Here is a 13,373-nt window from a genome sequence, read left to right on the forward strand (position 1 = left end):
CCCTGGCCCTCCCTGCCCCTTCCTATCTGACGAACCGTCAGCTTCAATGGGAGATGTGATGGGACAAGCAGGAATGGCCGAAGCCGCCGTCCGGTATCTCAGGTCGACCGGGACCGCGCCTCTCGCGCGCCCCGTCGAGGTGCTGCCGCGACCGGACCTTCGGTGTGTGCGGGAGAACGAGCGGGCGCCCGTCGACCAGAGCGCGTTCCGGCGCGTGCTGGGGAACTTCGCGACCGGCGTGACCGTTGTCACCGCACCCGCCACCGATCCCGGCACCGCCCCCGCCGGCTTCGCCTGCCAGTCCTTCTCCTCCCTGTCCCTCGACCCGCCCCTCGTCGCCTTCATGGTCGGCCGTACGTCGACGACCTGGCCGCGTATCGCCCGCGCCGGGGTCTTCTGCGTGAACGTCCTGAGCGCGGGCCAGGGCGAGTTGTGCCGTGCCTTCGCGGTGCGCGGAGCGAACAAGTTCGCGGGCGTCGCGTACGACCCGGCGCCCGTCTCCGGTTCCCCCCGCCTCGCCGGCACGCTCGCGTGGATCGACTGCACGATCCACGCGGTGCACACCGGTGGCGATCACCTCATCGTGGTGGGGCGGGTGGACGCGCTGGACTCGGGCGACGACGAAGACGCGGCCCCCTTGCTGTTCCACAAGGGACGCTTCCTCTAGGGCCTGTGTGAGGTCGTGATCAATCTCGGGTTCCGGTCCCGTGGGGGGGGCGGAACCGATCGCCAGGATCTTGCGGTAGTCGCCGGGCAGCGCGCCCTCATCGGCCGCGTCGCCGCGGTGCAGGATGAGCAGGACTGCTCGCCCGGCCACTCGCACCCCGCTCGGCGAGTTCTCGACGCTCCCCGCACCGCAGACGACCGCCGCGGGCACACGTCGACCGGACCGGCGTCAGTGAGTGCCACCGGCCCGCCGCGAGCGCGGGTCGGGCACCGAGCCGAACGAGAGGCTGAGGTCAGCGACCTGGTCGGGGTCCGTAATGATCACCGAGCCCACGCCCGCACCGCTACCTGCCCTACCGGCAAAGACCCGTACAACCACAGGACTTGAAGCCGCCCGGTTTCAGCGTGCGAACGTTTCTGCCCGCGAATTTTGCGAGAGGTATTGACGCTGATCACCGGATCCCTATCATCCACTTGCTCGACACTACGACCCTTGTTCGCTATGCCGAACACTCCAGGGCCGCACCACACCGCCTCCGGACAGCCCCTGACGGGCCACACCGGAGTCGCTTGCTCAAGGATGACGAGGTCCTTATGCACAGACGTAGTTTCAGTCTCAGACGCCCGTCCGCAATACTCGCCGCCGCGGTTGCGGCCCTGGCCGCGTTGGCGGCGCTGCTCGTCGCCGGCCCGGCTCAGGCGGCCACCACCAGCGACTTGCGCAGTGTCGATTCCGGCCGCTGTCTCGATGTGGACGGCTTCAGCCAGACCGACGGCGCAAAGGTGCAGATCTGGGACTGCCACGGTGGAATCAACCAGCAGTGGACGTTGACGGACAGCAACCAGCTGACCGTGTACGGCAACAAGTGCCTGGATGTCCGGGGCGGCGCCACCACGTCAGGGACCCCGGTGCAGATCTGGACGTGCACCGGCAGTGACAACCAGCAGTGGCGGGTGAACTCCGACGGCACGATCGTCGGCGTGCGGTCCGGGCTGTGCCTGGACGTCTCGGGCTGGGGCAAGGCCAACGGCACGGGCGTGCAGATCTGGTCGTGCACCGGCGGCAACAACCAGAAGTGGACCGGCCTGTCCGGGACGGGCAACACGTGTGCTCTTCCGTCGACCTACCGGTGGACCTCGACGGGTCCGCTGGCGCAGCCGAAGCCGGGGTGGGCCTCGCTCAAGGACTTCACCAGCGTCGTCTACAACGGCAAGCACATCGTCTATGCCACGACGCACAACACCCTCGCCGGTAACGATGGGCGCTGGGGATTGATGACCTTCAGCCCCTTCACGAACTGGTCCGACATGGCCACCGCCACCCAGAACACGATTCCCTTCGATGGCATCGCGCCGACGCTGTTCTACTTCGCCCCGAAGAACATCTGGGTGCTCGCCTACAACGGGGGGTGGCCGTACAGCTTCTCCTACCGCACCTCGAGCGACCCCACCAACCCCAACGGCTGGAGCCCGCAGCAGGACCTCTTCACAGGCACCCTCGATCGAGGGGGCCCCCTCGACGTGACCCTCATCGGCGACGACACGAACATGTACATGTTCTTCGCCAACGACCAGGGCGACATCTACCGGTCCAGCATGCCCATCGGCAACTTCCCGGGCACCTTCGGTTCGGTCACGAAGATCATGAGCGACACGGCGCTCGACCTGTTCGAGGCGCCGGAGGTCTACAAGGTCCAGGGTCAGAACCAGTACCTCATGATCGTCGAGGCCCAGAATTACACAGGGTATGGCCGCTACTTCCGCTCGTTCACGGCCACCAGCCTCGGCGGCACGTGGACACCGCAGCCGCAGGCCAACACCGTGACCAGCCCCTTCGCCGGCAAGGCCAACAGCGGCGCGACCTGGACCAACGACATCAGCCACGGCGACCTGGTTCGCACCAACCCCGACCAGACCAAGACCATCGACCCTTGCAACCTCCAGTTCCTCCACCAGGGGCTCGACCCCAACACCGGCAGCATGGACTACGGCCTCCTGCCGTACCGGCCGGGCGTGCTGACACTGCAGCGCTAGCCGGTGGCGTGACGCAGGTCCTGGTGTTCCTGACGTTCGCCGGCAACGACGTACGCCGAACCGGGTGAGCGTCACAGCGAGCGATCAGGAACGGGTGGAGCGGCGGGCTCGGTGCAAGGCCGAGCCCGCCCCGTGCACGTGGAGAACCCGGATGGTGGCGGCCTCGTCCTGGTCGGCCACGAGACGCGGAACGCGTCAAGCCTGGTGAGTCGGTCGGTTTCAGGGTTTGTCGAGTGAGCCGGGGTCGCCGGCGTTCGAGGATCACCGAACGACGACTGCTGTGGGCGAGCCGCCAACCACCCGCTGACCGCCCGGTGTTGCCCCCCTCCTGCCCCATCCTGTATTCCCGTTCGACACTCAGAATTATGTCTGATATCTCGCACTTCGCTCTCGGTCCCCCACACGTGAGGAAGCTGATCTCGAATGTCCTGGCTCCAACACCCCCACAGCCGCCGGAGAGTCATGGCGGCCACCGCCGGCCTGGTCACGGGCACCACGCTGCCGGCGATGCGCGCGGCGGCGGCCACGACGGCCCAGCAGGAGCAGTTCACCAACCCGGTGATCTGGCAGGACTTCGCCGACCTCGAGGTCATCCGCGTCGGCGACACGTACTACTACACCGGCTCGACCATGCACTACTCGCCGGGCGCGCCCGTCCTGCGCTCCTACGACCTGGTCAACTGGGAGTTCATCGGCCACTCGGTGCCGGTCCTCGACTTCGGCGACGCGTACGACCTCAACGGCGGACGGGCGTACGTCGGGGGCATCTGGGCGTCCTCGATGCGCTACCGCCCCAGCGACGAGACCTTCTACTGGCTGGGCCAGATCGGCTTCCAGCGGTCGTACGTATACAGCGCCACCGACGCGGCGGGCCCCTGGACCCGGCACGCCGAGATCGGCAGCATTTACTACGACGCGGGGCTGCTCTTCGACGACGACACCCCGTACGTGGCGTACGGCGCGAACGAAATCCACGTCGCACAGCTCGCCCCGGACATGCTCACCGAGGTCAGGTCCGAGCACGTGCTCACCAAGCCCGCCGAGTTCGGCCTGATGGAAGGCTCCCGCTTCTACAAGATCAACGGGAACTACTACATCTTCGTCACCCGCCCGGCCGACGGCACCGCCGGGCAGTACATCTGGAAGTCCACCTCAGGCCCCTTCGGCCCGTACGAGATGCGGGAGGTGCTGTGGGACCTGCCCCGCCCGATCCCCGGCGGCGGCGTGCCGCACCAGGGCGCGCTGGTCGACACCCCGAACGGCGACTGGTACTACATGGGCTTCATCGACGCCTATCCCGGCGGCCGCGTCCCCGCCCTGGCCCCGGTCACCTGGAACGCCGAGGGCTGGCCCGAGCTCCAGCTCGTCGACGGCGCGTGGGGCGAGACATACCCCTACCCGGTCACCCCGCACCCGCTCCCGCCGATGACCGGCGCCGACACCTTCGAGGGGACGGCGCTGGCGCCGTACTGGGAGTGGAACCACAACCCCGACACCGCCGCGTTCACCGTCGACAACGGGCTCACCCTCAGGACCGCCACCGTCACCGACGACCTCTACAACGCCCGTAACACCCTCACCCGCCGCATCCAGGGCCCCGCCTCCACCGCGACCGTCGTGCTCGACTGCTCCGGGATGGCGGACGGCGACCGGACCGGGCTGGCGATGCTGCGGGACTCCTCCGCCTGGATCGGCGTCACGCGGCAGGACAGCGTCAGCAGGCTGGTGATGGTCGACGGCCTGACCATGGACGCCACCTGGAACACCACCGGCACCGGCACCGAGCAGGCCCGCGCCGACCTCCCCGCGTCCGGCAGCCGCGTCTGGCTGCGCGCCGCAGCCGACATCAGCCCGGGGCCGGGCCGCCAGGCGACGTTCTCCTACAGCACCGACGGCACCACCTTCACCCCGCTCGGCCCGGCCTTCACCATGAACAACGCGTGGGAGTTCTTCCTGGGCTACCGCTTCGCCGTCTTCAACCACGCCACCCAGGCCCTCGGCGGCGAAGTGCTGGTGGAACGCTTCGAGTTGAGCACGCCCTGACCATCCGACGCAGCCCGGCCCTCAGCCGAACAGCGCGGTTCGCACGATGCGCCGCACGGCCATCGCGTCGTGCCGGAACTGCGCCTCGCGCAACTCCGCCGCCGAGGCGCTGATCACCGGGCGGGTCGGCTCGCGCGATTCCTGGGAGCGCCCCCTGCCCAGAACATCCACCAGCCAGAACCCGAGAGTCAGAGCAACCTGACGGGGTCCTACCAGGCCACTGTGCGTCTATACCGCCGCCGGTACCATCTGGACGGCCGGCCTGCGCCGGATCACCAACGCCATCAACGCCGCCGCCGCGCACAGCGCTCCCGAGGCGTACCAGATCATGTCGTACGTCCCGAAGACGTCCCGGGCGAGACCGCCGAGGAAGGCCACCAGCGCGGCGCCGACCTGGTGGGAGGCCAGGACCCAGCCGAAGACGATCGCGCTGTCCTCGCCGTAGTGCTCGCGGCACAGGGCCACGGTGGGCGGGACGGTGGCCACCCAGTCGAGGCCGTAGAAGACGATGAAGAAGAGCATCGGCGGGTGGACCGAGGGGGCCAGCAGCATGGGGAGGAACAGCAGTGAGACACCCCGCAGCGCGTAGTACACCGCGAGCAGCCGGCGCGGTTCGAAGCGGTCGGTGAACCAGCCGGAGGCCACCGTGCCGACCACGTCGAACACACCGATGACCGCGAGGAGCGAGGCCGCCGCGGTGACGGGCATCCCGTGGTCGTGGGCCGCGGGCACGAAGTGGGTCTGGATCAGGCCGTTGGTGGAGGCCCCGCAGATCGCGAAGGTACCGGCGAGCAGCCAGAAGGGGCCGATGGGGGTCCCCCCGCTCGAGCGCAGCCGAGAGTGGGGGAGGGCGGCCTTGAACAGTACGGTGACCGCGCGCCGGGCCGCGCCCGGAACCGGCTCGGGCTTGGGTACGAACTCCTTGGCCCCGTACGGCTTCAGGCCCACGTCGGCCGGGTGGTCGCGCAGCAGCAGCCAGACGAAGGGGACGACCGCGAGGGCGGCGAGGGCGACCGTGACGGCGGCCGGGCGCCAGCGGTGATTCTCGACGATCCAGGACAGCAGCGGCAGGAAGATCAGCTGGCCGGAGGCCGAGGCGGCGGTGAGGATGCCGGTGACCAGGCCGCGCCGTTCGGTGAACCAGCGGTTGGTGACCGTCGCGGCGAACGCCAGCGCCATCGAGCCGGAGCCCAGGCCGACCAGCAGGCCCCAGCACAGGATCAGCTGCCAGGGTGCCGTCATGAACACGGTCAGACCGGCGCCCGCCGCGATCACGGTCAGGGCGACGGCGACGACCCGGCGGATGCCGAAGCGGTCCATCAGCGCGGCCGCGAAGGGCGCGGTGAGCCCGTACAGCGCGAGGTTGATCGAGACGGCCATGCTGATGGTGCCGCGCGACCACTGGAACTCGTCGTGCAGGGGGTCGATGAGCAGTCCGGGCAGCGATCGGAAGGCGGCGGCACCGATGATCGTCACGAAGGTGACGGCGGCGACGAACCAGGCACGGTGGATGCGGGGGCGACGCCGGCCCGCTCGGGGCTCCTGAACGTGGGCGGCTTCGGTTGTCTGGGTCACGACATAGAGCTTCCGGTCTGCACGGGTTCCGAGCCACTGGCCCGGAGGACAGCATTCGCTAGGATCGGGCCATGGCTCGTGGCCCGGAGTTCCGCCCCCACCGCGTCGTCGTACTGGCCCTCGACGGCCTGCTCCCCTTCGAACTGGGCATCCCGCACCGTATCTTCGGCCGCCCCAAGGACGCCCGGGGACGGCATCTGTACGAGGTGATCACCTGCTCGGTCCGGCCCCCGGGGCCGGTCGAGACCGACGCCGACTTCACCCTCCACGTCGCCCACGGCCCCGAGGCCCTGGCCACCGCCGACACCGTGATCATCCCGGCCTCGTACGAGCTCGGCCCGGTCTTCGAGGAGGGCGTCCTGACCGTCGAACTGGCCGCCGCCCTCGCACACATCCGCCCCGGCACCCGGCTCGCCTCCATCTGCACCGGCGTCTACGTCCTGGCCGCGGCAGGTCTCCTCGACGGCCGCCCCGCCACCACGCACTGGGCCGAGGCCGAGCACTTCCAGCGTCTCTTCCCGAAGATCGAGGTGGACGCGGACGTCCTGTTCATCGACGACGGCGACATCCTGACCTCGGCCGGCGTCGCGGCGGGCATCGACCTGTGCCTGCACATGGTGCGCCGCGACCACGGGACGGCGGTCGCCAACGAGGTGGCCCGCCGCACGGTCGTACCGCCGCACCGCGACGGGGGGCAGGCGCAGTACATCCACCGGCCGGTGCCCGATCCGCAGCTGTCGTCCACGACCGCCGCCCGCGCCTGGGCGCTGGGCCGCCTCCACGAGCCGATCCAGCTGCGGGACATGGCCGAGCAGGAGGCCATGTCCGTACGCACCTTCACGCGCCGTTTCCGCGAGGAGGTCGGCGTCAGCCCGGGCCAGTGGCTCACCCAGCAGCGGGTGGAACGGGCCCGGCACCTGCTGGAGTCCACCGACCTGTCCGTCGACCAGGTGGCCCGCGACGCCGGCTTCGGCACCGCCCAGTCGATGCGGCAGCACCTACAGACCGCCCTCGGAGTCACCCCGACCGCGTATCGCCGCACCTTCCGGGCCGGGGGCGACGGGGACAGCGGGACCAGCGGGACCGACGGGAGCAGCAGGGCCGGGAGTCACCGCGAGGTCGGCGTCCCGCGCTGACCCGTGGCCGCGCCGTGCCTCGCCCCACCAGCCGATCGCGGTGAGCGTCAGGGTCAGGCCGACCCCGGCCAGGATCGCCGTGGACGGAGCCGCCACCTCCAGCAGGGCCCCGGCGAGGGAGCCGGTCGCCGCGTAACCCGCGCCCGCGGCCGCGTACATCACCGAATACCCCGCGGCCAGGGCGCTCGGCGGGAGGGCCTCGCGCAGGGACAGGTTGCGGGTGAGCATCGCGCACGACTGGAGCGTGCCGCCGACGACCAGCGCGACGGCGATCCCGGCCTTGTCCGGTATCAGCGCGGCGAGGGCCACGCAGGCCGATGTGCCGGCCATCAGCACCACGCTGCGGGTCCGCAGCCGCCCGGGCCAGGACCGAAGCCCGTGGACGAAGGCACCGAGCCCGCCGCCGACCGCCATCCCGGTCAGCAGCGGGCCGGACCAGCCGACGCCGATGCCCCGCTGTTCGAGCAGGGCCGGCAGCACGAGTTCGGCCAGGCCGAGCAGGGCCAGACTGGCCGCGCCCATGACGTACACCGGCCAGGCACCGACCAGGAGCCGCAGCAGCGGCCCGCCCGTCCGCACCTCGCCACCTGTGCCGTCCACGCCGCCTCCGCCGCCTGCACCGCCTGCACCGCCTGCACCGCCTCCGTCGTCTCCGCCCCATACGGCCGGAAGCAACCACAGGCCCGCGACCGACGACGCCATCAGGGCGGCGGCGAGGAGCAGCGGGACGGACGGTGCGACACCGAGGGCCAGGCCGGCGACCGCGGCCGGGGAGACGGCCCATATCCCGGCCGTCAGGATCGACTCGACGGACAGCGCCTGCGCCGCCACGCGCTCCGGGACCAGCGTGGTCAGCAGCGTACGCAGACCGCCGGTGGCGGCGGCCGGGGCGGCACCGGCCACGAAGGCGAACGCGGCGAGGACGGCCGCATGCACGTCGGGGAACACCCCCAGCCCCGCGAAACCGGCGGCCCCCACGGCGAGACCGACGGCCAGATGGGAGCGAGCCCGGTCCGGGCGCAGGCGCATCCCCAGAACCGGAGCGCCGACGATCTCACCGATGACGTAGGCCGCCGCGAGGATCGCGCCCAGCGAGTAGCCGCCCGGGCGCTCGCGCACCAGGAAGACCAGGGCCAGCGGGGCCATGGCCACCGGCATACGTGCGCCCACGGCGGTGCAGGCCCAGGTCAGGACCTGCTTCGAGGCGATGTCACGGTAGGTCATGGAACGACGCTAGAGGTCCGCACTGACAACGCCCCAGTGGATTTCCGGCACCTGTGGAAAACTCCCGAGCGCCCCTCAGTAAGGGTGCTCACGCCCTCCCGAAAGTCAGCACCCCCCGCGCCACCCGCCCCGCCTCCGCGTCCGCCACCGCCTTCTCGAAGTCCTCCACCGGGTACGTCTCGGTCACCAACTCGTCGAGCAGCAGCCGCCCTTCCCGGTAGAGCTCGGCGTACAGCGGGATGTCCCGCTGCGGGCGGGAGGAGCCGTAGCGGCAGCCGAGGACCGACTTGTCCAGGTACAGCGACGAGACGAGGAAGGACGCCTCGGCGGTCGCCGGCGGAACACCCAGCAGGACCGCCTGTCCGTGCCGGTCCAGCGAGTCGATCGCGGCCCGGACCAACTCGACCCGCCCGACGCACTCGAAGGCGTGGTCCGCCCCCGTCGGCAGGACGTCCCGCACCCCCTGAACGGAGGTCAGGAAGTGGGTGGCCCCGAACTGCCGTGCCACCGCTTCCTTCGCCGGATTGGCGTCCACCGCCACGATCCGCAGCGCCCCCGCGATCCGCGCGCCCTGAAGGACGTTGAGCCCGATCCCGCCCGTGCCGATCACCAGCACACTGTCCCCGCGGTCCACCTTCGCCCGGTTGAGCACGGCGCCCACCCCGGTCAGCACCCCGCACCCGATGAGCGCGGCGGACGTCAGCGGGATGTCCTTCGATATCCGCACCGCCTGCACGGCCTTCACCACGGTCCGTTCCGCGAAGGCCGAGTTGGACGCGAACTGGAACACGGGCCGCCCGTCCCGCGTGAACGGCTGCCCCGGCCGCCCGATCGCCTGCCGGCACATCGTCGGCCGCCCCCGGTCGCACTCCGCGCACGCCCCGCAGTTGGCGAGCGTGGACAGGGCCACGTGGTCGCCGGGCCGCACATGCGAGACACCGGCCCCCACCGCCTCCACCACACCGGCCCCCTCATGGCCGAGCACCACGGGAACGGGGAACGGTATGGTCCCGTCCACCACGGACAGGTCGCTGTGGCACAACCCGGCCGCCGAGATCGCGACCCGCACCTCACCGGGTCCGGGATCGCGCACCTCCAGATCGTCCACGACCTCGGTCCGCCTGCCGTCGAACAGCACGCCGCGCATCAGACGACCCCCTTGGGTTCCCTGGGCAGGCCGAGCACCCGCTCGGCGATGATCGTGCGCTGAACCTGGTCCGAGCCGCCGTAGATGGTGTCGGCCCGGGAGAAGAGGAACAGGTGCTGCAGCGCGTCGAGTTGGTACGGCTCCGCAGCCGACCACCGCGCGGGCCCCACGGCCGCCTCGGCGCCCCGCACCAGCATCGCCAGCTCCCCCAGCCGCTGATGCCACCCGCCCCACAACAGCTTGGCCACGCTGGGCGCCCCCGCGTCCCCCGAACGCCCAAGAGTCCGCAGGGCGTTCCACCGCATCGCCCGCAGCTCGGCCCACTGGCGCACAAGCCGTTCCCGTACGACGGGATCGGCGACGGCCCCCGTCGCCAGGGCCGCCCGTACCACCTGCCCCAACTCCTGGGCGAACCCGATCTGCTGGGCCAGCGTGGACACCCCCCGCTCGAACCCGAGCAGACTCATCGCGACCTTCCAGCCGCCGCCCTCACCCCCGACAACGTGTTCCGCACGCGCGCGTGCCCCGTCGAAGAAGACCTCGTTGAACTCGCTCGTCCCGGTCAACTGCCGGATGGGCCGCACCTCTATGCGCCCGGGCTGGTCCATGGGCACCAGGAGGAAGCTCAGCCCGTGATGCCGGTGCGAGCCCGCCTCCGTCCGCGCGAGCACGAAACACCAGTCCGCCTCGTGGGCCAGCGAGGTCCAGATCTTCTGCCCCGTGATCCGGTACCCCGCCCCCTCCCGCACGGCCGCGGTCCGCACACCGGCCAGATCGGACCCGGCGTCCGGCTCGCTGTACCCCTGACACCAGAGTTCCTCCCCGGCGGCGACCGGCGGCAGAAAGCGCGTCTTCTGCTCGTCGGTACCGTGCGCGAGCAGGGTCGGCGCGAGCAGGTTCTCCCCGATGTGCCCGGACCGCGGGGGCGCCCCCGACCGCGTGTACTCCTCGGCCCAGGCGACCTGTTGGGTGAGTGTGGCGCACCGGTTGCCGTACCCGTCCTGCCCCCACCCGATCCCGATCCAGCCGGCTTTGCCGAGGGTGCGTTCCCAGGTACGGCGGTCCTCGGCTCCGCCGGCGTGCGCCGCGAGCCACTCCCTGGCCTCCGCGCGGAAGCTGTCGTCCTCGGAGGTGAATCCAAAGTCCACAAGGGTCTCCTTCAAGCGCCGGTCGAATCGGCCAACCAAAGGGCACGGGGCTGTATCGACATGCGACTTGGCCGCGTGGGCGCTCCCAGCCCCCACCACCCGCACCCGCACCCGCACCCGCACCCGCACCCGCACCCGCACCCGCCGGACAACGCGCACCCCGACCTACTGGGCGTTCGGCCGTGCCCCGTCCCTCGCCGCCCTCTCCATCCCCTCCAAGCGCGACAGCATCGGCATCGGATCCACCCCCACCGACCCCGGCAGGAACTCCGCGATCCGCTCCGGCGTCCAGCCGTCCCCTTCCGAGTAAGCCGAACGCAGTTCCCTCGGCTGCGCCCACACCGCGATCTTCGGCCCCGCGACCGTGTACACCTGCCCGGTGATCTGCTGCTCCCGAGCCCGCTCCGACAGCAGATACACGACGAGAGCGGCCACGTCCTCCGGCTCCCCGATCTCCGCCAGCTCCATGGGAACGTTCGCCGACATCCGCGTACGAGCAACCGGCGCGACCGCGTTGGCGGTCACCCCGTACTTGTGCAGCCCCAGCGCCGCACTGCGCACGAGCGAGATGATCCCGCCCTTCGCCGCGCTGTAGTTGGCCTGGGACACGGACCCCTGATGGTTTCCGCTGGTGAACCCGATCAGGGTTCCCGCCCGCTGCCGCCGCATCACCGCCGACGCCGCCCGGAACACCGTGAACGTGCCCTTGAGGTGGGTCGCCACGACGGGATCCCACTCCTCCTCGGACATGTTGAACAGCATCCGCTCGCGCAGGATCCCGGCCACGCACACGACCCCGTCGAGTCGCCCGTACGACGACAGCGCCACGTCCACGATCCGCTGACCGCCCGCCATGGTCGACACGTCGTCGGCCACCGCGACCGCGTCCCCGCCCGCCGCCTCGATCTCCTTGACCACGGCCTCGGCGACCGAGCTGGTCGGCGAGGCGCCGTCGACGGAGACCCCGTAGTCGTTGACGACGACCCGCGCGCCCTCGGCGGCGGCCGCACGCGCCACCGCCCGGCCGATGCCCCGGCCGGCGCCGGTCACGGCGACCACCTTGCCTGCCAAGAAGTTCCCCACGCCCGGCCCCTTCCCGCGGTTTCTGACGGTCCGTTAGATTTTTGCTCTGTCGGACAGTCGGAGACAAGCCCCGGGGAGGACGGATGTCGCGACCCACGCTCCATCCCGCGTTCCACGACATCGCCAAGCGCGTGAACAACTGGGGCCGTTGGGGGGACGGCGACGAGATCGGCACCCTCAACCTGATCACCGACGAGGTGGTGCGCCGGGCGGCGGAGGAGGTCCGCACGGGCCGCCGCGTCCCCCTCGCGCTGCCCCTGAGGCAGGACGGGGTGCAGACCGGGGTGATCCCCGGCCGGGTGAACCCCCTGCACGCCATGGTGCAGATCAACCAGGAGATCTTCGGCCCGGGAACGGTGGCGTGCAGCGACGACGCCGTGACCATGGGCCTCCAGGCGGCCACCCACTGGGACGCCCTCACCCACGTCTCGCACTCGGGCCTTCTCTACAACGGCCGCCCGGCCGGCACCATCACCCCGCACGGGGGCGCCGAGTTCAGCGGCATCGACAAGGCCCGGCACATCGTCTCGCGCGGGGTGCTGCTCGACGTGGCCCGCGCGCACGGCAGGGACCGTCTCGACGGCTCGCACGCCGTCACACCGGAGGACCTGGAGGCCGCCGAGGAACTGGCCGGTACCCGTGTGCGGGCCGGTGACATCGTGCTCGTACGGACCGGGCAGGTGCAGGTGTATCTGGCCGGCGACAAGGAGGCGTACGGCTATCCGTCGCCGGGGCTGTCGATCCGTACCCCCGAGTGGTTCCACGCGCGCGATGTGGCCGCGGTCGCGAACGACACCCTCACCTTCGAGATCTTCCCGCCCGAGATCGAGGACCTGTGGCTGCCCGTTCACGCGCTCGATCTGGTGGAAATGGGGATGATCCAGGGACAGAACTGGAATCTGGAAGAGTTGTCCACAGCCTGTGGACAAACCGGCCGGTACGCGTTCCTGTTGTCGGCGATGCCGGAACCCTTCGTCGGCGCCACGGGCACGCCGGTGGCACCCGTCGCAATCCTCTGACAGCCGTCGGCCGACAACCGCGGCCCCGTCGGCCGGCGGTGCGCCGACGCTCGCCCCGAGCACGGCATCGCGCACCGCCGCCCCACTCCGGCGCCCCGGCCCCGGCCCCTCCGTCCCGGCGGAACCAACGGAACCGACGGAACCGACGGAACCGACGCCGAATCACGACCCGCACTCGACAAGGGCCTCCGTCACCGAAGCCCTCGCCGTCCCCTCGCGGCGAATCGCTGACGTCAAGCGTGATCAGGCGCTCACGTGGCGTCAACACCCGTTCGGGGATTTATGGCTTACGCACTGT

General features: G+C 70.8%; 10 protein-coding genes. 5 read left to right on the forward strand and 5 right to left on the reverse strand.

The genetic code is table 11. From position 1 onward, the window contains the following. The first annotated feature begins 58 nt into the window (after positions 1 to 58). The 3 genes from ACIBK3_RS41515 to ACIBK3_RS41525 all read left to right on the forward strand — a co-directional run bounded on the left by ACIBK3_RS41515 (position 59) and on the right by ACIBK3_RS41525 (position 4,743). On the forward strand, positions 59 to 667 hold the full coding sequence (locus tag ACIBK3_RS41515; RefSeq protein WP_399373380.1) for a flavin reductase family protein: 609 nt from the start codon (positions 59 to 61) through the stop codon (positions 665 to 667). A gap of 593 nt (positions 668 to 1,260) precedes the next feature. Next, positions 1,261 to 2,700, forward strand: coding sequence for a non-reducing end alpha-L-arabinofuranosidase family hydrolase (locus ACIBK3_RS41520; RefSeq protein ID WP_399373381.1), 1,440 nt, complete (start codon positions 1,261 to 1,263; stop codon positions 2,698 to 2,700). A 462-nt stretch (positions 2,701 to 3,162) separates the two neighbouring features. Further along, complete coding sequence (locus ACIBK3_RS41525) at positions 3,163 to 4,743, forward strand: glycoside hydrolase 43 family protein (protein ID WP_399373383.1); 1,581 nt, start codon at positions 3,163 to 3,165, stop codon at positions 4,741 to 4,743. Positions 4,744 to 4,764: 21 nt separating this feature from the next. On the opposite strand, the gene ACIBK3_RS41530 is transcribed toward ACIBK3_RS41525, so the two are convergent. Then, positions 4,765 to 4,914 carry a hypothetical protein gene (locus ACIBK3_RS41530; protein ID WP_399373519.1) on the reverse strand — a complete coding sequence of 50 codons (150 nt, stop codon included), beginning with the start codon at positions 4,912 to 4,914 and terminating at the stop codon, positions 4,765 to 4,767. Positions 4,915 to 4,971: 57 nt separating this feature from the next. Next, positions 4,972 to 6,318 (reverse strand): MFS transporter, encoded by a 1,347-nt coding sequence (locus ACIBK3_RS41535; protein WP_399373386.1) that lies wholly within the window; start codon positions 6,316 to 6,318, stop codon positions 4,972 to 4,974. A 71-nt stretch (positions 6,319 to 6,389) separates the two neighbouring features. Between ACIBK3_RS41535 and ACIBK3_RS41540 the strand changes: the two genes are divergently transcribed. Then, positions 6,390 to 7,454 (forward strand): GlxA family transcriptional regulator, encoded by a 1,065-nt coding sequence (locus ACIBK3_RS41540; RefSeq protein ID WP_399373388.1) that lies wholly within the window; start codon positions 6,390 to 6,392, stop codon positions 7,452 to 7,454. Between the two features lie 1,312 nt (positions 7,455 to 8,766). Here the strand turns inward: ACIBK3_RS41540 and ACIBK3_RS41545 are convergent. The 3 genes from ACIBK3_RS41545 to ACIBK3_RS41555 all read right to left on the reverse strand — a co-directional run bounded on the left by ACIBK3_RS41545 (position 8,767) and on the right by ACIBK3_RS41555 (position 12,056). After that, on the reverse strand, positions 8,767 to 9,825 hold the full coding sequence (locus tag ACIBK3_RS41545; RefSeq protein WP_399373391.1) for a Zn-dependent alcohol dehydrogenase: 1,059 nt from the start codon (positions 9,823 to 9,825) through the stop codon (positions 8,767 to 8,769). After that, a complete protein-coding gene (locus tag ACIBK3_RS41550) occupies positions 9,825 to 10,973 on the reverse strand; it encodes an acyl-CoA dehydrogenase family protein (protein WP_399373392.1) in 1,149 nt (382 codons plus the stop codon). Before ACIBK3_RS41550 ends, ACIBK3_RS41545 begins: the two co-directional genes overlap by 1 nt. A gap of 165 nt (positions 10,974 to 11,138) precedes the next feature. Beyond that, positions 11,139 to 12,056, reverse strand: a complete 918-nt coding sequence (locus ACIBK3_RS41555) for an SDR family NAD(P)-dependent oxidoreductase (protein ID WP_399373395.1) — start codon at positions 12,054 to 12,056, stop codon at positions 11,139 to 11,141. Positions 12,057 to 12,139: 83 nt separating this feature from the next. On the opposite strand from ACIBK3_RS41555, the gene ACIBK3_RS41560 reads away from it, so the two are divergent. Next, the gene (locus ACIBK3_RS41560; RefSeq protein ID WP_399373398.1) at positions 12,140 to 13,075 is read left to right on the forward strand and encodes a cyclase family protein; all 936 of its coding nucleotides are present in this window, start codon (positions 12,140 to 12,142) and stop codon (positions 13,073 to 13,075) included. Positions 13,076 to 13,373: the final 298 nt, after the last annotated feature.

Source organism: Streptomyces sp. NPDC050287, from assembly GCF_044459385.1.
In the GTDB taxonomy this organism is placed as follows: domain Bacteria; phylum Actinomycetota; class Actinomycetes; order Streptomycetales; family Streptomycetaceae; genus Streptomyces.

What these genes read in the sequence shown, in the direction of transcription:
- ACIBK3_RS41515 (WP_399373380.1), top strand. Translation starts at nt 59, where the DNA reads ATGGGACAAGCAGGAATGGCCGAAGCCGCCGTCCGGTATCTCAGGTCG.
- ACIBK3_RS41520 (WP_399373381.1), top strand. Translation starts at nt 1,261, where the DNA reads ATGCACAGACGTAGTTTCAGTCTCAGACGCCCGTCCGCAATACTCGCC.
- ACIBK3_RS41525 (WP_399373383.1), top strand. Translation starts at nt 3,163, where the DNA reads ATGGCGGCCACCGCCGGCCTGGTCACGGGCACCACGCTGCCGGCGATG.
- ACIBK3_RS41540 (WP_399373388.1), top strand. Translation starts at nt 6,390, where the DNA reads ATGGCTCGTGGCCCGGAGTTCCGCCCCCACCGCGTCGTCGTACTGGCC.
- ACIBK3_RS41545 (WP_399373391.1), bottom strand. Translation starts at nt 9,825, where the DNA reads ATGCGCGGCGTGCTGTTCGACGGCAGGCGGACCGAGGTCGTGGACGAT.
- ACIBK3_RS41560 (WP_399373398.1), top strand. Translation starts at nt 12,140, where the DNA reads ATGTCGCGACCCACGCTCCATCCCGCGTTCCACGACATCGCCAAGCGC.